This is a genomic window from Pseudomonas sp. Pf153 (assembly GCF_001269775.1).
Taxonomy (GTDB): domain Bacteria; phylum Pseudomonadota; class Gammaproteobacteria; order Pseudomonadales; family Pseudomonadaceae; genus Aquipseudomonas; species Aquipseudomonas uvaldensis.
In genome coordinates this window covers 178757-205357 of sequence record NZ_LHVL01000030.1, presented here as the reverse complement: position 1 = coordinate 205357, position 26601 = coordinate 178757, and the positions used below count along the sequence as shown (strand labels likewise).

Annotated in this window: 1 protein-coding gene (running past one end of the window); it reads left to right on the top strand. The window is 64.2% G+C overall.

The window, feature by feature from the left end:
- The first annotated feature begins 245 nt into the window (after nt 1-245).
- Nucleotides 246-26601, top strand: the 5' portion of a protein-coding gene (locus AD666_RS22215) for a non-ribosomal peptide synthase/polyketide synthase (RefSeq protein ID WP_053156856.1). The gene runs 17234 nt beyond the window's last position; only the first 26356 of its 43590 coding nucleotides appear in the window; its start codon is at nt 246-248; its stop codon lies beyond the right edge, outside the window.

The window sequence follows — 26601 nt, the reverse complement described above, 5'->3', positions numbered from 1 at the left end:
CCTTTGAAAGGCGCCTGACCTGACCCCACCCGACACCGCGGATCCGCCGTCGGGTGGCGATGTTGTGCATCCGCCATCCACCCGTTCGACCCGTACTGCGCCGGTTGTTTGTCCGGGCAGCACTGACAAATTTCTGAGAAGGAACGTATGACATTTATCTTTGCTGTGGACGTCGCTGTCGCAACCGATTTTTCGGCCAACCACAATTCCAGCCCTGCCGGTGTACAAGTTCCGGAGGGCCGGGTATGAACCAGTCCCTGCAGCTTGCGGCTACCTACCCACTGACGGCGTCCCAGCGGGACATCTGGCTGGACCAGATGACCAAGGGCGATTCTGCCCTGTACACCATGGGCGGCTATGTCCATATCCGCGGTGCTGTCGACCCGGAGCGCATGCAGCAGGCGGTCGCCCTGTTGGTGCGCAAGCACGATGCCCTGCGCACCGTGTTGCATTGTGACGCCGGCGGCGACGGTGTGCCGATGCAGACGCTGGTGGAATCTCTGGATGTGCGGGTTCCGCTGATCGACTTTTCCAATCGTCCCGAACCGCAGGCAGCGGCCCAGACCTGGGTGCAGCAGGGGCTGGAGGTGCCCTTTGCGCTGGATAAGGGCCCACTGTTCCGTTTCTATCTGGTCAAGCTCGATGACGCTTCGTTCTATTTCGTGGTGAACCTGCACCACATCATCCAGGACGGTTGGGGCATCGGTTTGATGCTTGCCTCGCTCAGCGAGCTTTATACCGCCCTTGAGGAAAACCGCGAGCCTGACCTGTCGGCACCGTCCTATGCCGGGTTTATCGAGGAGGATGCCCGCTATCACGGCTCGGATCGCTATCTGCGGGACCAGGCTTATTGGCTGGACAAGTACCGGGATGTGCCGGAACCGTTGTTCACCGCCCGTTACCGGGATCGTCACGCCGAAGCCGTGGTGCCCAGTGCCCATGCCATGACGTCATTCCCCCAGACGCTGAACGAGCGGATCGACGCCCTGGCGCTCAGCCATCAGGTTTCGCGTTTCCCGGTGCTGCTGGCCGCGCTGTACGTGTACTTTGTCCGGACCACCCAACGCGACGAACTGGTGGTCGGCCTGCCGATCCTCAATCGCTCCAATCCCACTTTCAAGCAAACCGTGGGCTTGTTCACTCAAGTCAGCGCCATGCGTCTGAGGTTCGCCGACGACTTGTCGTTCGGCGACTTGATCCGTGAAGTGGCGCGCGCACTCAAGCAGGACTATCGCTACCAGCGGTTTCCCTTGAGTGATATCCATCGTTCCCTGGAACTGCGGCGTGACAATCGGGCACAGCTGTTCGATGTGTCATTCTCCTATGAAGAGGAGAATCACCTGTACCGGTTCGGCGACGCCACTGCCTATTCGGTGAAGAGTTCCAACGGCCAGGAACAGATGCCCCTGGCCATCCACCTGCGGACCAACCCTCACGAAGACACTGCCTGGCTGCACTGGATCTACAACCAGGCGTATTTGCAGGCCGATGAAGTCGAGGCGATGGCCGAGCGCTTCCTGCACGTGCTGGAGCAAGGGCTGGAAGACGACACGCTGCCGGTCCATGGGTTTGTCCTGCCGACGCCGGCCGAATCCCGTCTGCTCCAGGCCTGGAGCGCGGGTGATCCACAGTCGTATGAACATGACCGTACGATCCACGGCCTGTTCGAGGCACGGGCCGCTGCACAGCCTGCAGCGGTGGCGGTGGTATGCGAAGGCCAGACGTTGACGTACCGCGAGCTCAATGCGCGGGCCAACCAGGTTGCCCATCGTCTGCTGGCATTGGGGGTTTTCCCGGATGATCGGGTGGCGATCTGTGTCGAACGCGGCCTGGACATGATTGTCGGCCTGTTGGGCATCCTGAAGTCCGGCGCGGGTTACGTGCCGTTGGACCCGGCCTATCCCCAGGAGCGCCTGGCTTTCATGCTCGACGACAGCACGCCGGTGGCGCTGCTTACCCAGTCATCGCTCGAATCCCAACTGCCGGAGGTGTCCGTCCCGGTGTTGCTGCTCGATCAGCCTGACGCCGCCGGGATCGCCGAGCAGCCAAGGCACGATCCGAACATCGGCACCCTGGCTTCGCGCCATTTGGCCTATGTCATTTACACCTCCGGTTCCACGGGCCTGCCCAAAGGGGTGATGGTGGAGCACCGCAACGTCGCGCGGCTGTTCTCGGCCACCCAGCCGTGGTTTGACTTCGGCCCGCAGGACGTCTGGGCGCTGTTCCACTCTTTCGCCTTCGACTTCTCGGTCTGGGAAATCTGGGGTGCATTGACCCACGGCGGCCGCCTGCTGGTGGTGCCGCAACTGGTCAGCCGTTCGCCGCAGGACTGCTATGCGCTGCTGTGCGAGGCCGGTGTCACGGTGCTGAACCAGACGCCTAGCGCGTTCCGCCAGTTGATCGCGGCCCAGGGCGAAAGCGACCTGCGCCACAGCTTGAGGCAAGTGATTTTCGGTGGGGAGGCGCTGGAAACGGCCATTCTGAAACCCTGGTACGCCCGGGCAATCAACGCCGGCACACAACTGGTCAACATGTACGGCATCACTGAAACCACCGTGCACGTGACCTACCGTGCGTTGTGTGCGGCGGATGCGCAGATGACCGGCGTCAGCCCCATTGGCAAGCGTATTCCCGATTTGCGCCTGTATCTGTTGGACAAACACGGCCAACCGGTACCGAAGGGCGTGACGGGGGAGCTGTACGTGGGCGGTGCCGGTGTGGCGCGGGGTTATCTCAACCGGCCGGAGCTCAACGAAACGCGCTTCCTTCCCGACCCGTTCGAGCGCAGCGCCAATGCACGCCTGTATCGCACCGGGGATCTTGGCCGCTGGCTGAGCAACGGAGAACTGCAATACCTGGGGCGCAACGACGAACAGGTGAAGATCCGGGGTTTCCGGATCGAACTGGGCGAGATCGAAGCGAAACTGCTGGCGTGTGCACAGGTGCGCGAAGCGGTGGTGATCGCTCGCGAGGACGAGCCGGGGAACAAGCGCCTGGTGGCCTATGTCGTCGCGCAAGAAGGCGCGTCTGTCTCGGCGGCCGACCTGCGTGGCCAACTGTTGGGTTCGCTGGCGGACTACATGGTGCCGAGCGCGTTCGTGCTGCTCGAAGCCTTCCCGTTGACCACCAACGGCAAGCTGGATCGCAAGGCACTGCCTGCTCCCGATTCAGAAGCTGTTGTCCGGCGTCGCTATGAAGCGCCTGTCGGTGCGGTGGAAATCACCCTGGCGGCCCTTTGGGCCGAACTGCTGGACATTGAGCAGGTGGGACGGCACGACCGGTTCTTCGAACTGGGCGGTCATTCGCTGCTGGCGGTCAAGCTGATCGAACGCATGCGCCAGGTCAACCTGCACGCCGATGTGCGGGTGCTGTTCGGTCAGCCGACCCTGGCGAGCCTGGCGGCCGCCACGGGCAACAGCGACGGCATCATGATACCGCCGAACCGGATTGCTCCGGATGTCGAACGCATCAGTCCGGACATGCTGCCGCTGGCGAGCCTGACCCAGGAAGAAATCGACCGCGTCATCGCCACGGTGCCCGGTGGCGTCGGCAACGTGCAAGACATTTACGCACTGGTGCCGTTGCAGGAAGGCATCCTGTATCACCACCTGGCGACCGACGAAGGCGATCCGTACCTGTTGCAGGCGCTGTTGCGGTTTGGCAGTCGTCAGCAATTGGAGGCTTTCGGGCACGCCCTGCAGGCAGTGATTGCCCGACACGACATCCTGCGCACTTCGGTGGTGTGGGAAGGGTTGGGCGAGCCGGTGCAGGTGGTCTGGCGCGAAGCCCGCCTGGTGGTCGAGGAACTTGATCTCTCGCCGGCCGCAGGTGATGTTGCCGGACAGTTGCAGGCCCGCTTCGATCCACGCCATACCCGTTTCGATCTGCGCCAGGCGCCGATGATGCGCATCCACTTCGCCGAAGATGCCGCCGATGGCAGCTGGGTCGCGGTGTTGCTGTTCCATCACCTGATCGATGACGCCACCTCCCTCGGCATGCTGGGCAAGGAAATCGAGGCGCACCTGGAGGGCCGTTCGGCCGCGCTGCCACCCTCGGTGCCGTACCGAAATTACGTGGCCCAGGTCCGGTTGGGCAGCCATCCGGAGCAGCATGAGGCGTTCTTCAACGAGATGCTCGGGGATGTGGACGAGCCCACGCTGCCGTTCGGTCTGCAGGATGTGCAGGGCGATGGCGCCGGCATCGAGGAAGCCACCCTGGCGCTGGATGCCGGGCTGGCCGGGCGCCTGCGTGCTCAGGCACGTCGCCTGGGCGTGAGTACCGCCAGTCTGCATCACTTGGCCTGGGGGCAGGTGGTGGGTCGCTTGTCCGGCCGCCGGGACGTAGTGTTCGGCACCGTGCTGATGGGCCGTCTGCACGGCGGGCAAGAGGCCGGGCATGCCTTGGGCATGTTCGTCAACACACTGCCATTGCGCGTCGAAGCGGGCGACCAGGGCGTACTGGCCGCGTTGAAGACGACCCACGGACGCCTGGCGACGCTGCTGGGCCACGAACACGCGCCGTTGTCGCTGGCGCAACGTTGCAGCGGCGTGGCGGCGCCGACGCCGTTGTTCAGTGCGCTGATGAACTACCGTCAGACCGCCGTCGCCGCCCAGGCCCCGAAAGAAGCGGGCCAGGCACGTATCTGGGCCGGGGCGCAGATCCTCGGGGGCGAAGAACGGACCAACTATCCGTTGTCGCTGTCGGTGGACGACCTGGGCGAATCGTTCGGGCTGACGGTGCAAGCGGTTGCGGGGATCGGTGCCGAGCGCGTCTGCGGCTACATGTGCACGGTACTCGAAGCCCTGGCTGACGCACTCGACCAGGACGTGAACGCACCGCTGCACAGCCTGGCCCTGGTGCCTGACGCCGAGCGCCGGCAGTTGCTGGAGACGTTCAATGCCTTCGATGTCGCGTACCCGACCGGGCTGCTGGTCCATCAGCTGTTCGAGGCCCAGGTCCGGGCTCGACCAGACGCCATTGCGCTGACCTGTGAGGGCCAGTGCCTGAGTTATGCGCAACTGAATGAACTGTCCAACCAGATCGCCCATTACCTGATCGGGCTGGGTATCCGGCCGGATGACCGCGTGGCGATCTGTGTCGAGCGCAGCCTGGAGATGGTCGCGGGGCTGGTGGGCATTCTCAAGGCCGGTGCCGCTTATGTGCCGCTGGACCCGGCTTATCCGGCGGAGCGCCTGGACTACATGCTGGAAGACAGCGCACCCAAGGCGCTGTTGACCCAACGTGACCTGCACGGGCGTTTCCCGTCGTTGCGCGTGCCTGTGCTGTTGCTCGATGCCCGGGAACGTGTCGCCGCCGGTGTCGGCAGCCAACCGTCTTCGAACCCGGATGCGCAGGCGAACGGACTGACTTGCGACAACCTGGCCTACGTCATCTACACCTCGGGTTCCACCGGCCAGCCCAAGGGCGTGGCGATGGGACACCGTGCCCTGGTCAACCTGATGCAGTGGCAGATCGAGCAATCGCAACAACAGGGAAGGGCTGCCGCACGTACCTTGCAGTTCGCTGCCCTGGGTTTTGACGTGGCGTTCCAGGAAATCTTCAGCACGCTGTGCGCGGGCGGCGAGCTGTCGCTGATCCATGCCGATACCCGACTGAACTTCCATCGCCTGTTCCAGCACATCCGTGAACAGCGAATCGAACGGCTCTATCTGCCTTGCATCGCCTTGCAGGCCCTGGCCGAAGCGGTGGCCGGTGAGCGTGATGCCGCGCTGTCGGCCTGTGGCTTGCGAGATGTCATCACAGCGGGCGAGCAATTGCGCGTTACGCCGCAGATCCGGGCAATGTTCGAGCGCCTGGACGGCTGTCGCCTGCACAACCACTATGGCCCGACCGAGTCCCACGTCACCACCGCGCTGACGTTGCCCGACGATGTCGCGGCGTGGCCGACGCTGCCGGCCATCGGCAGGCCGGTGGCCAATACCCGCATCTACTTGCTGGACGAACAGCTGCAACCTGTTCCGGTCGGCGTGGCTGGCGAGATTCATATCGGCGGCGTTTGTGTCGCCCGTGGCTACCTGAACCGCGACGACTTGACCGCGCAGCGTTTCATCCAGGATCCGTTCGCCACCGAGGGACAAGCGCGCCTGTACAAGACCGGTGACCTGGGCCGTTACCTGCCCGACGGCAATATCGAGTACCTGGGGCGCAACGATGATCAGATCAAGATCCGTGGCTTCCGCGTTGAACTGGGCGAGATCGAAGCCAGGCTTTGCCAGCACGCCGAGGTAAAAGAGGCGGCGGTGGTCGCCCGTGAAGACAGCCCTGGCGAGAAGCGCCTGGTGGCCTACATCACCGTACAGGCGACCGATGCCTCGGTGGGGGCCGATGGCTTGCGCGCACACCTGCAAGCCCTGTTGCCGGACTACATGGTCCCGGCGGCCTACGTACGCCTGGAAAAACTGCCGCTGTCGCCCAACGGCAAGCTCGACCGTCGTGGGTTGCCGGCCCCGCAAGCGGATGCCTTCGCCAGCCGTGCATACGAAGCGCCGCAAGGAGAGCTGGAGAACACGCTGGCGCGGTTGTGGGCTGACGTGCTCGGCGTCGCGCAGGTGGGGCGGCACGACCATTTCTTCGAACTGGGCGGGCACTCGCTGTTGGCGGTGAAACTGATCGAGCTGATGCGCAAGGCCGGCCTGGGTGCCGATGTCCGGGTGCTGTTCGGTCAACCCACCCTGGCGGCGCTTGCTGCGGCTGTGGGCGCTCGTGTCGATGTCGTGGTGCCGGCCAACGGAATTGTCGCCGGTTGCGATCGGATCACGCCGGCGATGTTGCCGCTGGTCGAGCTCGACCAGGAAACCATCGACCGCATCGTCGCCACCGTGCCGGGCGGTGTGGCTAACGTGCAGGACATCTACCCGCTTGCGCCGCTGCAAGAGGGCATCCTCTATCACCACATCGCCGCCGAAGAGGGCGATCCCTATCTGTTGCAAGCCGCGTTCGCCATGGACAGCCGGGCCCGACTCGACGGTTTCGTGCAAGCGCTGCAGGCCGTGATCGATCGGCACGATATTCTCAGGACCGCCTTGCTCTGGGAGGGCCTCGAAGCGCCCTTGCAGGTGGTTCTGCGCAGCACTCATCTGGTGCTTGAAGAGCAGACGCTCGATCCGGCCCAAGGCGACATCGCCATGCAGATGAAGGCGCTGTTCGACCCCCGGCACTGTCGCCTGGACTTGGGCAAGGCGCCGCTGATGCGTCTCGCCTGTGCCTGGGACGAAGCCCATCAGCGCTGGGTCGCGATTCTGTTGTTCCACCACATCGCTCTGGACCATACGGCGCTCGATGTGATGCAGGAGGAGATGTTGGCGTGCCTCGAAGGCAAGGCCGACCGCCTCGGGGCCGCCATGCCCTATCGCAACTATGTGGCGCAGACATTGTTGGGCGTCAGTCGCGAGCAGCACGAGCGTTTCTTCCGCGACATGCTCGGTGACGTGGAGGAGCCGACCCTGCCATTCGGCCTGCGAGAGGTGCAGGGTGACGGCCGGGGTATCGAGGAGGTGAAGCTGGACCTGGATCCGAGCCTGTGCCGGCGCTTGCGGCAGCAGGCGCGACGGCTGGGCGTGAGTGCCGCGGCCCTGCATCACTTGGCGTGGGCCAGGGTGCTGGGACGGGTGTCCGGCCGTGAAGACGTGGTCTTCGGAACCGTGCTGCTGGGCCGCATGCAGAGCGGCGAGGGCGCGGATCGGGCCTTGGGTATGTTCATCAATACCCTGCCGCTGCGGGTGAATGTCGGTGGGCAGGACGTGCGTGCCGGGGTCAAGGCGACCCACGCACAACTGACGGCCTTGCTGGGCCATGAACATGCCTCGCTGGCTCTGGCCCAGCGTTGCAGCGGCGTGCCGGCCTCGTTGCCGCTGTTCAGTGCCTTGCTGAATTACCGCCACAGTCCGCTGCCGGAAGGCGACGAGGTCGACCGTTGGGCGGGGATGCAGGTATTGGAGGTCATGGAACGGACCAACTACCCGTGCATGGTGTCCGTGGACGACCAGGGTGAAGGCTTCCTGCTAAGCGTACAGACCGCTGGCGGGGTCGATGCCCGGCAGGTCGGCGCCTACATGCAGACCGCCCTGGCGAGCCTGGTGGAGGCGCTGGAATTTGCCCCCGAATCGGCCGTCAATGAGCTGGAGATTCTCTGCGAAGAAGAGCGCCGGCAAGTGTTGCAGGCATTCAACGCGACGCAGGCGGAGTATCCGCTTGAGCAGACCATTCATGGCTTGTTCGAGGAACAGGTGCAACGGACTCCACTCGATGTGGCCGTTCTGCATGGCGAACAGTATCTGAACTACCGCGAACTGAACGAGCGGGCCAACCGCCTGGCCCATTACCTGCGCAAGCAGGGCGTACGGCCGGATTCACGGGTGGCAATTTGTGTCGAGCGTTGCCTCGACATGGTCGTCGGGCTGCTGGCGATCCTCAAGGCCGGTGGCGGTTACGTACCGCTGGATCCGGCGTACCCGGCGGATCGGATTGCCTACATGCTGGAAGACAGCGCCCCGGCGGCGGTGCTGACCCAGGCGGCCACGGTTGGGTTGCTGGCCGGTGCCTCGATGCCGGTGATCGACCTGGGTAGCGGGCTGTGGCAGGACGAATCCGTCTCGAATCCGCAGGTGCCTGAACTGACCTCGTCGCATTTGGCCTATGTGATCTATACCTCGGGATCCACCGGGTTGCCGAAAGGCGTGATGATCGAACACCGCAACACGGTTAACTTCCTGACCTGGGCTCATCGATCGTTCGATACCAACACCTTGTCGAAAACCCTGTTCTCGACTTCGTTGAACTTCGACCTGGCGGTCTACGAGTGCTTCGCGCCGCTGACGTCGGGCGGCAGCATCGAAGTGGTCACTAATGTGCTGGAACTGCAACAGGGCGAGCACGACATCACCCTGATCAATACCGTGCCGTCGGCGCTCAAGGCGTTGCTGGAGTCGGGTGGGTTGGGTGAGGGTGTGGATACCGTCAACGTGGCGGGTGAGGCTCTTAAACGCAGTCTGGTGGAAGCGCTGTTCGAGCAGACTTCCGTCAAGCGCCTGTGCAACCTCTACGGCCCTTCGGAAACCACGACCTATTCCAGTTGGGTGTCGATGGCCCGCGAAGACGGGTTTGCTGCGCACATCGGTAAGCCGGTGGCGAACACCCAGTTCTACCTGTTGGAGGAGCACCGGCAGCCGGTGCCCTTGGGCGTGCCGGGCGAAATCTATATCGGTGGCGCTGGGGTGGCTCGGGGTTATTTGAACCGCGACGATCTGACGGCCGAGCGCTTCCTCAAGGATCCGTTCAGCCGTGAACCGAACGCCCGGATGTACAAGACCGGCGACCTGGGTCGCTACCTGCCGGACGGCAATATCGAGTACCTGGGCCGTAACGACGATCAGGTGAAGATCCGCGGTTTCCGGATCGAACTGGGCGAGATCGAGGCGCGGTTGGCTCAACACGATGCCGTGAAGGAAGCCGTGGTGCTGGCCCGCGAAGATGTACCGGGCGACAAGCGTCTGGTCGCCTATTTCACCGAATCGGTAACGGCGGACATCGAAAGTCTGCGCAGCCATTTGCAAGCGCAACTGCCCGAATACATGGTGCCCGTGGCCTATGTACGCCTCGACGCACTGCCGCTGACTCCGAACGGCAAGCTTGACCGCAAGGCCTTGCCGGCCCCGGATCAGGATTCGGTGATTACCCGTGGATACGAAGCCCCGCAGGGCGAGATCGAAACCACCCTGGCGCAGATCTGGCAGGAGCTGCTCGGTCTGCCACAGGTCGGTCGTCACGATCACTTCTTCGAATTGGGCGGCCACTCGTTGCTGGCCGTCAGCCTGATCGAACGGATGCGCCAGGCCGGCTTGAGTGCCGATGTACGCATCCTGTTCAGCCAGCCCACCCTGGCTGCCTTGGCGACGGCTGTCGGCAACCATGACCGCAACGAAGTCACTGTCCCGGCGAATCTGATCCCCTCCGGCTGCGCGGCCATCACCCCGGCCATGCTGCCGTTGGTCTCGTTGAGCCAGGACGCTATCGACCGCATCGTGGCGGCGGTACCGGGCGGTGCGGGCAACGTGCAGGACATCTATCCGCTGGCGCCGTTGCAGGAAGGCATCCTCTATCACTACCTTGCAGCCGGACAGGGTGACCCCTACGTGCTGCAAGCGCAATTCGCCTTTGACAGCCGCGAACGCTTCGACGCGTTCACCCAGGCCTTGCAGGCCGTGATCGATCGCCACGACATCTTGCGCACCTCCATGGCCTGGGAAGGCCTGGACGAGCCGGTGCAAGTGGTCTGGCGCGAGGCGGTGCTGGGGATCGAGCATGTGGAGTTGCACCATGAGGACGGCGATATCGCCGGCCAGTTGCAGGCCCGTTTCGACGCCCGGCACCACCGTATGGACATCCGCCAGGCACCGCTGATGTGCATCCGTTTTGCCGAGGATGCCGTCAACCAGCGCTGGGTCGCGACGCTGCTGTTCCACCACATGGCGCTGGACCACACGGCGCTGGAAGTGGTGCGCCACGAAATGCAGGCGCATCTGCTCGGCCAGGCCGACCGGATGGGCGAGGCGGTGCCCTATCGCAACTACGTGGCCCAGGCGCGCCTGGGTGTCAGTCGAGAGGAGCACGAAGGGTTCTTCCGCGAAATGCTCGGCGAGATCGACGAGCCGACGCTGCCGTTCGGCTTGCAGGATGTGCGCGGCGACGGCAATGCCATCGAAGAAGCCAGGCAGGACATCCCCGCAGACCTGAGCCGCCGTCTGCGCCGGCAAGCGCGCCAGTTGGGCGTGAGCGCCGCCAGTCTGCATCACCTGGCCTGGGCTCAGGTGCTGAGCCGGGTATCGGGTCGCGAGGATGTCGTGTTCGGCACGGTGTTGATGGGTCGCATGCAGGGCGGCGACGGCGCCGATCGGGCATTGGGGATGTTCATCAACACCCTGCCGATTGGCGTGCGGCTGGGCGAACAGGATGTGCGCGCCGGTGTACGGGCAACCCATGATCGGCTGACCGGGCTGTTGGGCCATGAACACGCTTCCCTGGCGTTGGCCCAGCGGTGCAGCGGTGTGGCTGCCCCGACGCCCTTGTTCAGTGCGTTGCTCAACTACCGGCATACGGTGGCCGAGCCCGTCGCGCTGCAGTCGTCATCGGCCTGGCAGGGGATCGAGGCCCTGGGTGGCGAGGAGCGCACCAACTATCCGCTGACGCTGTCGGTGGATGATCTGGGTGAAGGCTTCAGCCTGACGGTGCAGGTCCAGTCCCGGATCGGCGCCCAGCGTATCTGTGGCTATATGTCGAGGGCTCTGGAGAGCCTGGTCGACGCATTGGAGCAGGCGCCGCAAACACCGTTGCACAGCCTGGAAATCTTGCCTGCGGTCGAGCGTCGGCAATTGCTCGAAACCTGGAACGCGACGGCGGCGGTGTACGCCGATGAAGCGTTGATCCATCGCCAGGTCGAAGCCCGGGCGGTGACGCAGCCCGAGGCGACGGCGGTGGTGCATGAAGGTCGGGCATTGACCTATGGCGAACTCAACACCCGCGCGAACCGGGTCGCTCATCGCTTGCTGGCGATGGGTGTTCGCCCGGATGACCGGGTGGCGATCTGTGTCGAGCGCGGCCTGGACATGATCGTCGGGTTGCTGGGCATCCTGAAGTCCGGCGCGGGCTATGTACCCGTGGACCCGGCCTATCCGACAGAACGTATCGCCTACATGCTGCAAGACAGCGCACCGGTAGCGGTTCTGGTGCACCCGGTGACCAAAGCCCTCATGGCGGGGGACACGTTGCCGGTACTTGATCTTGAACATGACATCGCTCAGGACGAAGAGGTCGCCAATCCGGTGGTGCCGGGCCTCGATCCGAGTCATCTGGTCTACGTCATCTACACCTCGGGGTCGACCGGCCTGCCCAAGGGCGTGATGGTCGAGCATCGCAACCTCAACAACCTGGTGGGCTGGCATTGCCAGGCTTTCGATGTGAAACGTGGCAGCCGCACCTCCAGCGTCGCCGGCTTCGGTTTCGACGCCGCCGCCTGGGAGATCTGGCCGGCGCTGTGCGTCGGAGCCACGCTGTTGCTGCCGCCGGCCCATGCGGGCAGTGACAATGTCGATGCATTGCTCGATTGGTGGCAGGCCCAGGCGCTGGATGTGTGCTTCCTGCCCACCCCCATTGCCGAATACGCGTTTGGCCGCAACCTGGGTCATGAGCGCTTGCGCACCTTGCTGATTGGCGGTGACCGCCTGCGCAAGCTGCCCATCGACCCGGGCTTCACGCTGATCAACAACTATGGACCCACGGAAACCACGGTGGTCGCCACCTCAGGCCGGATCGACGCCGGCGAGGCGCAGCTGCATATCGGTAAGCCGGTGGGCAATACACGGGTCTATCTGCTCGATGCCCACTTGCAACCGGTTCCGGTTGGCGCGACGGGGGAACTCTATATCGGCGGCGCGGGGGTTGCGCGGGGCTACTTGAACCGGCCTGAACTGACGGCCGAGCGTTTCGTGCAGGACCCGTTCAGCCCTGTGCAGCACGCGAAGATGTACCGTACCGGCGACCTGGGGCGCTACTTGCCTGACGGCAATATCGATTACCTGGGGCGCAACGACGGTCAGTTGAAAATACGCGGTTTGCGTATCGAACTCGGTGAAATCGAGTCCAGGCTCGGCGATTGTCCCGGTGTGCGCGACGCGGTGGTGATTGCCCTTGGGGAGACGCCGGATGACATGCGCCTGGTGGCCTACTACACGACACACGAAGGCGAACATCACGACCTGACGGCCGACAACCTGCGTGCCCGGTTGCAGGTGCACTTGCCACGGCACATGGTGCCATCGGCCTACGTACGACTCGACGCGTTGCCCCTGACGGCCAACGGCAAGCTTGATCGCCGGGCGCTGCCGGCGCCTGACAGCGATGCCTATTCAAGCCGCGGCTACGAAGCGCCAGTGGGTGAGATGGAAACCCGCATGGCGGAGATCTGGTCCCGTTTGCTGGGCGTGGAGCAGGTTGGTCGTCATGACGATTTCTTCGAGCTGGGCGGGCATTCGTTGCTGGCAGTGCGCTTGATGTCTCAGGTGCGCCAGCAATTGGACGTGGAACTGAGCCTGGCGGAGCTGTTCGCCAACCCGGTGCTGATGGGCTTGTCAGCCTGGGTCACGCAGGCGACGGCCAGTACATTGCCGCCCATCGTGGCGGTGTCTCGCAACGAGCCCTTGCCCTTGTCGTTTGCGCAACAGCGCCTGTGGTTCCTGGCGCAGATGGAGGGTGGCAGCGCCGCCTATCATATCTGCGGTGGACTTCGCCTCAATGGCCGGCTGGCACCGCAGGCTCTGCGTGATGCCCTGGACCGGATCGTGGCGCGTCATGAAGCCTTGCGCACCACGTTCGACAAGGTCGGGGGTGACGTCGTGCAACGCATTGCCGCCGAAGAGAGCGGCTTTGCTCTGACATTCCATGACCTGTCCAATCGCGTCGACGCCGAGGATGAGTTGGCCCGGCTGGCTGCGCAAGAAGCACACGCGCCATTCGATCTGCACCAAGGGCCGTTGATCCGCGGTCGCCTCGTGCGATTGGCGCAGGAGGCGCATGTCCTGCTGGTCACGATGCACCACATTGTCTCGGATGGCTGGTCGATGGGCGTGCTGACCCGTGAACTGGGCGCGCTCTACCAGGCTTGCCTGCATGGCACAGCCGATCCGTTATCGCCGCTGCCGATCCAGTATGCCGATTTTGCCGTGTGGCAACGCCGCTGGCTGAGCGGGGAGGTGTTGAGCGAACAGAGTGCCTATTGGCAACGGACCCTGGCAGACGCGCCGCCTCTGTTGACGTTGCCCGCGGACCGTCCGCGACCCGCGCAGCAGGATTATGCCGGCGCGACCCTGTCGGTGATTTTCGATGAAGCGCTGACGGCGGATCTCAAAGCGTTGAGTCAGCGCCACGGCACGACGCTCTACATGACGGTATTGGCTGCCTGGGCCGCCGTGCTCGGCCGGCTCTCGGGGCAGGACACGGTCGTCATTGGCTCGCCGACGGCGAACCGTCGACGTGCCGAGGTCGAGGAGTTGATCGGGTTCTTCGTCAACACCCTGGCCGTGCCCATCGACGTATCGGGACGGCCGAATGTCGAAACGCTGCTGCAGCGGGTCAAGGCGCAGACCTTGAGCGCCCAGGCCCATCAGGACTTGCCGTTCGAGCAAGTGGTGGAGCGGGTCAAGCCGGTGCGCAGCCTGTCCCATAGCCCGCTGTTCCAGGCCATGCTGTCATGGCTGGCCGCCGATGGGCACAGCCTTGTGCTGGAAGGCTTGTCTCTGCAAACCGTGGAGGCACCGGGGCGTAGCGCCAAGTTCGATGTGTCGTTGAACCTGGGTGAAGTGGATGGCCTGATTTCAGGCACCCTGGAATATGCCACGGCGTTGTTCGACCGGACGACCATGGAACGCTACCTCGGTTATCTGGAGCGCATGTTGCGGGCGATGGTGGCCGATGCCCGTGCCGTAGTCAGTGAAATCGTCTTGCCGGGCGATACCGAACGCCTGCAACTGGATGGCTTCAATGCCACGCAAGCGGAGTATCCGATTGAGCAGACCGTTCACGGCTTGTTCGAGGCTCAGGTAGAGCGTACGCCGGACGCGCTGGCGGTGCTCCACCGTGGGCAGCGCCTGGATTATCGCGAACTGAACGAGCGGGCCAACCGCCTGGCCCATTACCTGCGCAAGCAGGGTGTGCAGCCTGATTCGCGGGTGGCGATCTGTGTCGAGCGTGGTCTCGACATGGTCGTGGGCCTGCTGGCGATCCTCAAGGCCGGTGGTGGTTATGTGCCGCTGGATCCGGCCTATCCGGCGGATCGGATTGCCTACATGCTGGAAGACAGCGCCCCGGCGGCGGTATTGGCCCAGGCGGCCACGGTTGGCTTGCTGGCCGGTGCCTCGATGCCGGTGATCGACCTGGGTAGCGGGCTGTGGCAGGACGAATCCGTCTCGAATCCGCAGGTGCCTGAGCTGACCTCTTCGCACCTGGCCTACGTGATTTACACCTCCGGTTCCACCGGATTGCCGAAAGGCGTGATGATCGAACACCGCAACACGGTGAACTTCCTGACCTGGGCCCATCGGTCGTTCGACGCTCAAACGCTGTCGAAAACCCTGTTCTCGACCTCGCTGAACTTCGATCTCGCGGTTTACGAATGCTTCGCGCCGCTGACCTGTGGCGGCAGCATCGAAGTCGTGACCAACGTGCTGGAACTGCAACAGGGCGAGCACGACATCACCCTGATCAATACCGTGCCGTCGGCGCTCAAGGCGTTGCTGGAGTCGGGTGGGCTGAGTGACGGCGTGGACACGGTGAACGTCGCCGGTGAAGCGCTCAAGCGCAGTCTGGTTGAGGCGCTGTTCGAGCAGACTTCCGTCAAGCGCCTGTGCAACCTCTACGGTCCTTCGGAAACCACGACCTATTCGAGTTGGGTGTCGATGGCCCGCGAAGATGGGTTTGTTCCGCACATTGGCAAGCCGGTGGCGAACACCCAGTTCTACCTGTTGGACGAACACCGGCAACCGGTGCCGCTGGGCGTGCCGGGCGAAATCTACATCGGCGGTGCCGGCGTGGCTCGCGGTTATCTCAATCGCGATGACCTGACCGCCGAACGCTTCCTCAAGGATCCGTTCAGCCGTGAACCGAACGCCCGGATGTACAAGACCGGCGACTTGGGGCGTTACCTGCCGGACGGCAATATCGAGTACCTGGGCCGAAACGACGACCAAGTGAAGATCCGCGGTTTCCGGATCGAACTGGGCGAGATCGAGGCTCGACTGGCCCAACACGATGCCGTGAAGGAAGCCGTGGTGCTGGCCCGCGAAGACGTACCGGGCGACAAGCGTCTGGTCGCCTATTTCACCGAATCGGCAACAGCGGACATCGAAAGTCTGCGCAGCCATTTGCAAGCGCAACTGCCCGAATACATGGTGCCCGTGGCCTATGTACGCCTCGACGCACTGCCGCTGACCCCCAACGGCAAACTTGACCGTAAGGCGCTGCCAGCCCCGGATCAGGACTCGGTCATCAGCCGCGGATACGAAGCCCCTCAAGGTGAAACCGAAATCACCTTGGCGCAGATCTGGCAAGACCTGCTCCAGGTCGAACGCATCGGTCGCCACGACCATTTCTTCGAATTGGGCGGTCACTCGTTGCTGGCCGTCAGCCTGATCGGGCGCATGCGCCAGTTGGGCTGGTCGGCGGACGTGCGCGTATTGTTCGGCCAGCCGACCTTGAAGGCACTGGCGGCCGCCATCGGCAGCGGTCACGAAGTCGAGGTGCCGGACAACGGTATCGTGCCGGGATGCACCCGGATCACCCCATCGATGCTGACATTGGTCGACCTGGACCAGCAGGCCATCGACCGCATCGTGGCGACGGTGCCGGGTGGTGCGCTCAATGTGCAGGACATCTACCCGCTGGCACCGTTGCAGGAGGGTATTCTCTACCACCATCTTTCGGCTGAACAGGGCGACCTGTACGTCCTCCAGGCGCAGTTCGCCTTCGACGACCGTGAGCGTCTCGAGGCGTTTGTCCAGGCGTTGCAAGCGGTGATCGATCGCCATGACATCCTGCGTACCAGCGTCGTCTGGGATGGCCTGACGGCGCCGGTGCAAGTGGTCTGGCGCGAGGCGAAGCTGCACCTCGATGCGGTGGAGTTCGACCCGACCGCCGGCGATGCCGTGGCGCAGCTGCGCCAGCGCTTCGATCCGCGTCACCATCGCCTGGACGTGGGCCAGGCCCCGCTGATGCGCCTGGTCTACGGGCAGGACGAGGCCAATCGTCGACTGGTGGCGACCCTGCTGTTCCACCATATGGCGCTCGACCACACGGCGCTGGAAGTGGTGCAGCAGGAGATGCAGGCGTACTTGCTGGGCGAAACCGCACAACTGGCGGCCACGGTGCCCTATCGCAACTACGTGGCGCAGGCACGACTGGGGGTGAGTCGTGAACAGCACGAGGCGTTTTTCCGCGACATGCTCGGTGATGTCGACGAGCCGACATTGCCGTTCGGCCTGTTGGATGTACAGGGTCAGAGTCATGATATCGAAGAGGCCCGGCAGGCATTGGATCCGGCCCTGGACCTGCGCCTGCGTCAGCAGGCCCGGCAATTGGGCGTGAGCGTCGCGAGCCTGGTGCATCTGGCCTGGGCCCAGGTGCTGGGCAAGGTGTCCGGTCGCCAGGACGTGGTGTTCGGAACCGTGCTGATGGGCCGGATGCAGGGCGGCGAGGGCGCCGACCGGGCGCTGGGCATGTTCATCAATACCCTGCCATTGCGCGTGGCGGTCGGGCAGCAAGGGGTGCGGGCGGGCGTCAAGGCCACCCACGAGCGGTTGACGGCCCTGCTGGGGCATGAGCACGCTTCCCTGGCCTTGGTCCAGCGATGCAGCGCCGTGGCGGCGCCGTTGCCGCTGTTCAGCGCCTTGCTGAACTACCGACACAGCGTCACCGGCACGGTTTCGGCACCTGCGATGCACGCGTGGCGCGGTATCCAGGCCCTGGATGGCGAGGAGCGCACCAACTATCCGCTTACCCTGAACGTCGACGACCTGGGTAACGGCTTCAGCCTGACGGTGCTCGTGGACGCCCGGATCGGCGCGCAGCGGGTCTGCGGGTATGTGCAGGCAGCGCTGGAGAATCTGGTGGAGGCGTTGCAGCAGACACCGCAGGCGGCATTGTATCGCCTGCCGATTCTGCCGGCTTCCGAGCGCGAACAGGTGCTGGCGACATTCAATGCCACGCAAGCGGAGTATCCGCTTGAGCAGACCATTCATGGCTTGTTCGAGGAACAGGTGCAACGGACTCCACTCGATGTGGCCGTCCTGCACGGCGAACAGCATCTCAATTATCGCGAACTGAACGAGCGGGCTAACCGCCTGGCGCATTACCTGCGCAAGCAGGGCGTACGGCCGGATTCGCGGGTGGCGATCTGCGTCGAGCGTGGTCTCGATATGGTCGTGGGCCTGCTGGCAATCCTCAAGGCCGGCGGCGGTTACGTGCCGCTGGATCCGGCCTATCCGGCGGATCGGATTGCCTACATGCTGCAAGACAGCGCCCCGGCGGCGGTGTTGGCCCAGACGGCGACCCTTGGCTTGCTGGTTGATGCAACGATGCCGGTGATCGACCTCGGTAGCGGGCTGTGGCAGGACGAATCCGTCTCGAATCCGCAGGTGTCTGAGCTGACCTCTTCGCACCTGGCCTACGTGATTTACACCTCCGGTTCCACCGGATTGCCGAAAGGCGTGATGATCGAACACCGCAACACGGTGAACTTCCTGACCTGGGCCCATCGGTCGTTCGATACCAACACCTTGTCGAAAACCCTGTTCTCGACCTCGCTGAACTTCGATCTCGCGGTTTACGAATGCTTCGCGCCGCTGACCTGTGGCGGCAGCATCGAAGTGGTCACTAATGTGCTGGAACTGCAACAGGGCGAGCACGACATCACCCTGATCAACACCGTGCCCTCGGCGCTCAAGGCGTTATTGGAGTCCGGTGGCTTGGGTGAGGGCGTGGACACCGTCAACGTCGCTGGCGAAGCGCTCAAGCGCAGTCTGGTGGAAGCGTTGTTCGAGCAGACCACCGTCAAGCGCTTGTGCAACCTCTACGGTCCTTCGGAAACCACGACCTATTCGAGTTGGGTGTCGATGGCCCGCGAAGACGGGTTTGCTGCGCACATCGGTAAGCCGGTGGCGAACACCCAGTTCTACCTGTTGGATGAGCACCGGCAGCCGGTGCCCTTGGGCGTGCCGGGCGAGATCTACATCGGTGGCGCTGGCGTAGCGCGCGGTTATCTCAATCGCGATGACCTGACCGCCGAACGCTTCCTCAAGGATCCGTTCAGCCGTGAACCGAACGCCCGGATGTACAAGACTGGTGACTTGGGGCGTTACCTGCCGGACGGCAACATCGAGTACCTGGGCCGAAACGACGACCAGGTGAAGATCCGCGGTTTCCGGATCGAACTGGGCGAGATCGAGGCGCGGTTGGCTCAACACGATGCCGTGAAGGAAGCCGTGGTGCTGGCCCGCGAAGACGTACCGGGCGACAAGCGTCTGGTCGCCTATTTCACCGAATCGGCAACGGCGGACATCGAATCCCTGCGTAGCCACCTGCAAGCGCAACTGCCCGAATACATGGTGCCCGTGGCCTATGTGCGCCTGGATGCCTTGCCGCTGACCCCGAACGGCAAACTCGACCGCAAGGCCTTGCCGGCGCCGGATCAGGATTCGGTGATTACCCGTGGATACCAAGCCCCCCAAGGCGACGTCGAAGTCGCCCTGGCGCAGATCTGGCAGGAGCTGCTGGGCCTGCCGCAGGTCGGCCGGCACGACCATTTCTTCGAACTGGGCGGTCATTCCTTGCTGGCCGTCAGCCTGATCGGGCGCATGCGCCAGCTGGGCTGGTCGGCGGACATCCGCGTGTTGTTCGGCCAGCCGACCTTGAAGGCACTGGCGGCCGCCATTGGCAGCGGTCGCGATGTCCAGGTGCCGGACAATGGCATCCTCTTGGGCAGCACCCGGATCACCCCGTCGATGCTGCCGCTGGTCGATCTGGACCAACAGACCATCGACCGTATCGTGGCGACGGTGCCGGGTGGTGCGCGTAACGTGCAGGACATCTATCCGCTGGCGCCGCTGCAAGAGGGCATCCTCTATCACCACATCGCGGCGGCCACGGGCGATCCCTATGTATTGCAGGCCACGTTTAACATTGCCGACCGTGAGCGCCTGGATGCCTTTGCCCACGCGCTTCAGGCGGTCATCGACCGCCATGACATTCTGCGTACTTCGGTGGTCTGGGAAGGTCTTGACGAGCCGGTGCAGGTAGTCTGGCGCAAGGCGCAATTGGCTGTGGAAGAGGTGACACTGGCGGCCGAGGCGGGGGACATCGTCGCTCAGCTGCGTAAGCGCTTCGACACGCTGCACTACCGTCTCGACATGCAACAGGCGCCGCTGATGCGCATTGCGTTTGCCCATGACAGCGCGAACCAGCGCTGGGTTGCGTTGCTGTTGTTCCATCACATGGCACTCGACCATACGGCGCTGGAAGTGGTGCGCCATGAAATGCAGGCGCATCTGCTGGACCAGGCCGATCGACTGGGCGAAGCGGCCCCTTTCCGCAATTACGTGGCCCAGGCGCGCCTGGGCGTCAGCCGCGAAGAGCACGAGGTCTTCTTCCGCCAGATGCTCGGTGACATCGAAGAACCGACGCTGCCTTTCGGCGTGCAGGAGGTACGCAACGACGGTAGCGACATCGAAGAGGCCGGGTTGCAGCTCTGTGCCGACTTGAGCCGCCGTCTGCGCGCCCAGGCCCGGGTGTTGGGCGTGAGCACGGCGAGCCTGCATCACCTGGCCTGGGCGCGTGTCCTGAGCCAGGTGTCCGGCAAGCAGGACGTGGTGTTCGGTACGGTGCTGATGGGGCGGATGCAGGGCGGCGACGGCGCCGAGCATGCGCTTGGCATGTTCATCAACACCTTGCCGCTGCGGGTGAACATTGGCGAGCTGGATGTGCGCGGCAGTGTCAAGGCGACCCATGCCCGGCTGACCGGCCTGTTGGGTCATGAACACGCTTCGCTGGCCTTGGCCCAGCGGTGCAGCGGCGTGGTTGCGCCGATGCCGTTGTTCAGCGCCTTGCTCAACTACCGGCACAGCAATGTGGATGTGACTTCGGCCGATACACGGGCGGCCTGGCACGGCATCGAGATCCTGGGCAACGAGGAACGCACCAACTACCCACTGACCCTGTCGGTGGACGACCTGGGCGAAGGTTTCAGCCTGACCGCGCTGGCGGTGCCGCAGATCGGTGCGCAGCGAGTCTGCGGCTATATGAATGTGGCGTTGGAGAACCTGGTGGCTGCCCTGGAGCAGACGCCCTCTACACCGGTGGCGAGCGTGTCGATCCTGCCGCCGGCCGAACGTCGCCAACTGCTGCTGGACTTCAACGCCACCACTCGTCGCTACCCCCAGGACAGGACTGTCCACGGGCTGTTCGAAGCCCAGGCCCAGGCCAACCCCGAGGCGTTGGCAGCGGTGCATCAGCCCCACAGCCTGACTTACGCCGAGCTCAACGCCAGGGCCAACCAACTGGCTCGTCATCTGGTCGACCTGGGTGTGCAACCGGGTGAGCGCGTGGCGATCCTGCTGGAGCGCTCCCTTGAATTGCTGGTCAGCCAATTGGCCGTGCTCAAGTGCGCCGCGGTCTTTGTGCCGCTGGATATCCACGCACCCTTGGAGCGCCAGCAGTTCATGGTTGAAGACAGCGGGGCGAAAGTCCTGCTGGCCCTGAGTTCTGCAACTGTGGCGCAAGGCCCTGTGCGGGTCGACCTGGACCGTGTGACGCTGGATGAAGCCTGCGGCAACCTCGATCTGCCCCAGAGCGCCGAGTCGGTCGCCTACATCATGTACACCTCCGGCTCCACCGGTACGCCGAAGGGTGTATTGGTGCCACATCGGGCCATCAATCGCCTGGTGATCAACAATGGCTATGCGGATTTCACCGCCCAGGACCGGGTGGCATTCGCCTCGAACCCGGCGTTCGACGCCAGTACCCTGGACGTCTGGGCGCCGTTGCTCAACGGCGGATGCGTGGTGGTGGTCGAACAGGACGTGTTGCTGACCCAGGCGCGTTTTGCCCAGTTGCTGACGGAACAGCGGGTCAGCGTGCTGTGGATGACCGCCGGGCTGTTCCATCAATACGCCGCCGGCCTGATGTCGGTGTTCAAACAGTTGCGCTACCTGATCGTCGGCGGCGACGTGCTCGATCCGGCGGTGATCGGTCGCGTGCTGAAAGAGGGCGCGCCGCAGCACCTGCTCAACGGCTACGGCCCGACCGAAGCCACCACCTTCACCACCACCCACGAAATCAGAAGCGTGGGCGAGGGCGGTATTCCCATTGGCCGTCCTGTCGGCAACAGCCGGGTCTACGTGCTGGATGCTCATCAACAGCCTGTGCCAGTGGGCGTGGCGGGCGAGCTGTATATCGGTGGCGACGGCGTGGCGAAAGGCTATTTGAATCGCCCTGAGCTGACCGCCGAGAAGTTCGTCGCCGACCCGTTCAGCGCCGATCCGGCAGCCTTGCTTTACCGCACCGGCGACCTGGCACGCTGGCGTGCTGACGGCGCCGTGGATTACCTGGGCCGCAACGACGACCAGGTGAAGATCCGCGGTTTCCGTATCGAACTGGGCGAAATCGAGGCCCGCTTGGGTCAATGTGCCGGCGTAAAAGACGCCGTGGTCCTGGCCCGGCAGGACGAAACCGGGCCCAAGCGCCTGGTGGGCTATGTGATTCCCGAGCCGGGCATCACCCTGTCGGTGCATGACCTGCGCAGCCAATTGGCCAGCACCCTGGCCGACTACATGGTGCCGAGCGCCTTTGTCGTGCTGTCCTCCTTCCCGCTGACCGCCAACGGCAAGCTGGACCGTCGTGCACTGCCGGCGCCGGATGCCGAGGCCTATGCCAGCCGCGAATACGCAGCCCCGCAAGGCGAGATCGAGAGCACCCTGGCGCAGATCTGGGCCGATGTGCTGAAGATCGAGCAGGTCGGGCGGCATGACCACTTCTTCGAACTGGGCGGTCACTCGCTGCTGGCGGTGACGCTGATCGAGCGCATGCGCCAGGCCGGTCTGAGCGCCGACGTGCGCGTGCTGTTCAGCCAGCCAACCCTGGCGGCACTGGCGGCGGCGGTGGGCAGTGGCAAGGAAATCCGCGTGCCGGCCAACCGTATTCCGGCCGATTGCGCACACATCACCCCGGACCTGCTGCCGCTGGTGGACCTGACCCAGGATGCGATCGATCGGGTGGTGGCTACGGTGCCGGGCGGTGCCCGCAATGTGCAGGACATCTACCCATTGGCGCCGTTGCAGGAAGGGATCCTCTATCACCACCTGGCCGCCGAGCAGGGCGACCCGTACGTGCTGCAGTCGCAGTTCGCCTTCGACAGCCTGGCGCGTTTCGAGGCGTTCGTCGAAGCGTTGCAAACCGTGATCGATCGGCATGACATTTTGCGCACGAGCCTCGTCTGGGAAGGGCTGGACGAACCGCTGCAACTGGTCTGGCGCAAGGTGCAACTGACGCTGCAACGCTTCGAGCCCGAGGCCACCGCCGGCGACGTGGCTACGCAACTGGCGACCCGGTTCGATGCGCGGCATTACCGTCTCGATTTGCATCAGGCGCCGATGCTGCAGCTGGTCTATGCCCAGGACGAGGCGCTGGACCGTTGGGTGGCGATCCTGCTGTTCCATCACATGGCGCTGGACCATACCGCGCTGGACGTGATGCAGCATGAAATGCAACTGCTCCTGCTGGGGCAGGGGGCGCAGTTGGGTGAGGCGATGCCTTATCGCAACTACGTGGCCCAGTCGCGTCTGGGGGCGAGCGAAGCCGCGCACGAAGCGTTTTTCCAGCAAATGCTTGGCGATATCGACGAGCCGACCCTGCCTTTCGGCTTGCAGGATGTGCAGGGTGACGGACACGGGATCGATGAAACCCGCCAGGCCGTGGACCCGGCACTGTCTCGGCGCCTGCGGGCGCAGGCACGCCAGTTGGGCGTCACTGCCGCCAGCCTGGTGCATCTGGCCTGGGCCCAGGTATTGGGCAAGGTCTCCGGCCGGCAGGAGGTGGTCTTCGGTACGGTGCTGTTGGGGCGTCTGCAGGGCGGCGAGGGTGCCGACCGGGCGTTGGGGATGTTCATCAACACGTTGCCGTTGCGGGTGGACGTGGGGGCCGAGGATGTTCGCGCCGGCGTCAGGGCGACCCATGCCCGGCTGACAGCGCTGCTGGGGCATGAACATGCTTCCCTGGCCCTGGCCCAGCGTTGCAGCGGCGTGGCCGCGCCGACGCCGTTGTTCAGTGCCTTGCTCAACTACCGGCACAGCGCCGTCGAGGTGAGCCAGGACGCGCGCTCGGCCTGGAGCGGGATCGAGGCGCTGAACGGTGATGAACGAACCAATTATCCATTGACGCTGAACGTGGACGACTTTGGCGAAGATTTTTCCCTCACGGCCCTGGTGGACGCCTCCATCGGTGCGGCGCGTATCTGCGGCTATATGCAGACAGCCCTGAATAATCTGGTCGAGGCCCTGGAGCAGGCGCCACAGACGCCCTTGCAAGCCTTGTCCATCCTGCCCGCGGCCGAGCGCCAGCAACTGGTCGATGCCTGGAACCGCTGCGACATCGAATATGCCGGGGACGCCCTGATCCACCGTCAAGTCGAGGCCTGGGCCGTCACCCAGCCTGACGCGGTAGCCGTGGCGTATGAAGACCAGACACTGACCTATGCCCAGCTCAATGGGCGGGCCAACCAGTTGGCCCATGGCCTGCTGGCCTTGGGGATCCGTCCGGATGATCGGGTAGCGATCTGTGTCGAGCGCGGCCTGGACATGATCGTCGGCCTTCTGGGCATCCTCAAGTCCGGCGCCGGCTATGTACCGCTGGATCCTGCGTATCCGGCGGAACGCCTTGCCTACATGCTGCACGACAGCCGTCCGGTGGCCCTGGTGACTCAGTCGCAATGCAGCGACAACCTGCCACCCATCAGCGTGCCGATCGTCATGCTCGACCCGCTCGATGTCATCGGCCAGCAACCGTCGCACAACCCTGATGTGCAGGGTCTGCTCGCCAGTCATCTGGCCTATGTGATTTACACCTCGGGCTCGACCGGCCTGCCCAAAGGGGTGATGGTCGAACACCGCAACGTCGCACGGTTGTTCTCGGCCACCCAGCCATGGTTCGACTTCGGTCCGCAGGACGTCTGGGCGCTGTTCCATTCCTTTGCCTTCGACTTCTCGGTCTGGGAAATCTGGGGCGCGCTGACCCGTGGCGGCCGCCTGCTGGTGGTGCCGCAGCTGGTCAGCCGTTCGCCGCAATACTGCTATGCATTGCTGTGCGAGGCTGGGGTGACCATCCTCAACCAGACGCCGAGTGCCTTCCGCCAGTTGATCGCAGCCCAGGGCGAAAGTGACCTGCGCCACAACCTGCGCCAGGTGATCTTCGGCGGCGAAGCCCTGGAAACCGGCATCCTCAAGCCGTGGTATGCCCGGGCAATCAATGCCGGCACGCAACTGGTGAACATGTACGGCATCACCGAAACCACGGTGCATGTGACCTACCGCGCCCTCGAAGCCGCCGACGCACAGCTGACCGGCGTCAGCCCCATCGGCAAGCGCATCCCTGACTTGCAGTTGTACGTGCTCGACGCCCAGCGCGAGCCGGTGCCGGTCGGCGTGGTCGGCGAGATGTACGTGGGTGGCGCAGGCGTAAGCCGTGGCTACCTGAACCGCGACGAGTTGACGGCGGAGCGCTTCCTCGCCAACCCGTTCAGCCGCGAACCGAACGCCCGGATGTACAAGACCGGCGACCTGGGTCGCTGGCTGGCGGACGGCAGCATCGAATACCTGGGGCGTAACGACGATCAGGTGAAGATTCGCGGATTCCGTATCGAGCTGGGCGAAATCGAAGCCAAACTGGCCGCGTGCACGGGTGTGCGGGAAGCCGTGGTGCTGGCGCGCCAGGACACGCCGGGCGATCAGCGCCTGGTGGCCTATGTGATTGCCGAAGATGGCGAGCCTCCTACGGCGGCTGAGCTGCGCGCCGAACTGTTGGGTTCCCTGGCCGAATACATGGTGCCCAGCGCCTTCGTGATGTTGACGGTGTTCCCACTGACCACCAACGGCAAGCTCGATCGCAAGGCTTTGCCGGTGCCCGACCAGTCAGCGGTGGTGAGCCGTGAATACGAGGCCCCGCAAGGCGAAGTCGAAACGGTCATCGCCGCGATCTGGCAGGACCTGCTGCACCTGGAGCGAGTCGGTCGCCATGATCATTTCTTCGAACTGGGCGGCCATTCGCTGTTGGCGGTGAAACTGATCGAGCGCATGCGCCAGGTCGACCTGACGGCCGACGTACGCGTGCTGTTCGGACAGCCGACCCTGGCGGCGCTGGCGGCGGCCGTGGGGGGACGTCATGAGATCCGGGTGCCGGCCAATGTCATTCCGGATGACTGCCTGCGAATCACTCCGGACATGCTGCCGCTGGCTGACCTGGACCAGATCGGCATCGACCGCGTGCTGGCGACGGTGCCGGGCGGCGTGGCCAACGTGCAGGACATCTATGCCCTGGCACCCTTGCAGGAGGGGATTCTGTATCACCACCTCGCTGCGGTTCAAGGCGACCCCTATTTGCAATACATTCTGTTCGCTTTCGACAGTCGCGCACGGCTGGATGACTTCGCCAAGGCCTTGCAAGGCGTGGTGTCGCGGCATGACATCCTGCGCACGGCGGTGGTATGGGAAGGATTGGACGAGCCGGTACAGGTGGTCTGGCGCGAAGCGCCGCTGGGCCTCGATGAAGTGGTGCTGGACCCCGCGGCGGGCGATATCGCCGAACAACTGCGGGCACACCTGGACCCCCGTCATTACCGCCTGGACATCCGCCAGGCGCCGATGATGCGCCTCGGGTATGCCGAAGATGCAGCGAACGGTCGTTGGGTCGGCATGTTGCTGTTCCATCATATGGTCGATGACGCGACATCCCTGGGCATGCTCACGGCGGAAATCGAGGCCCATGTGGTCGGGCGCG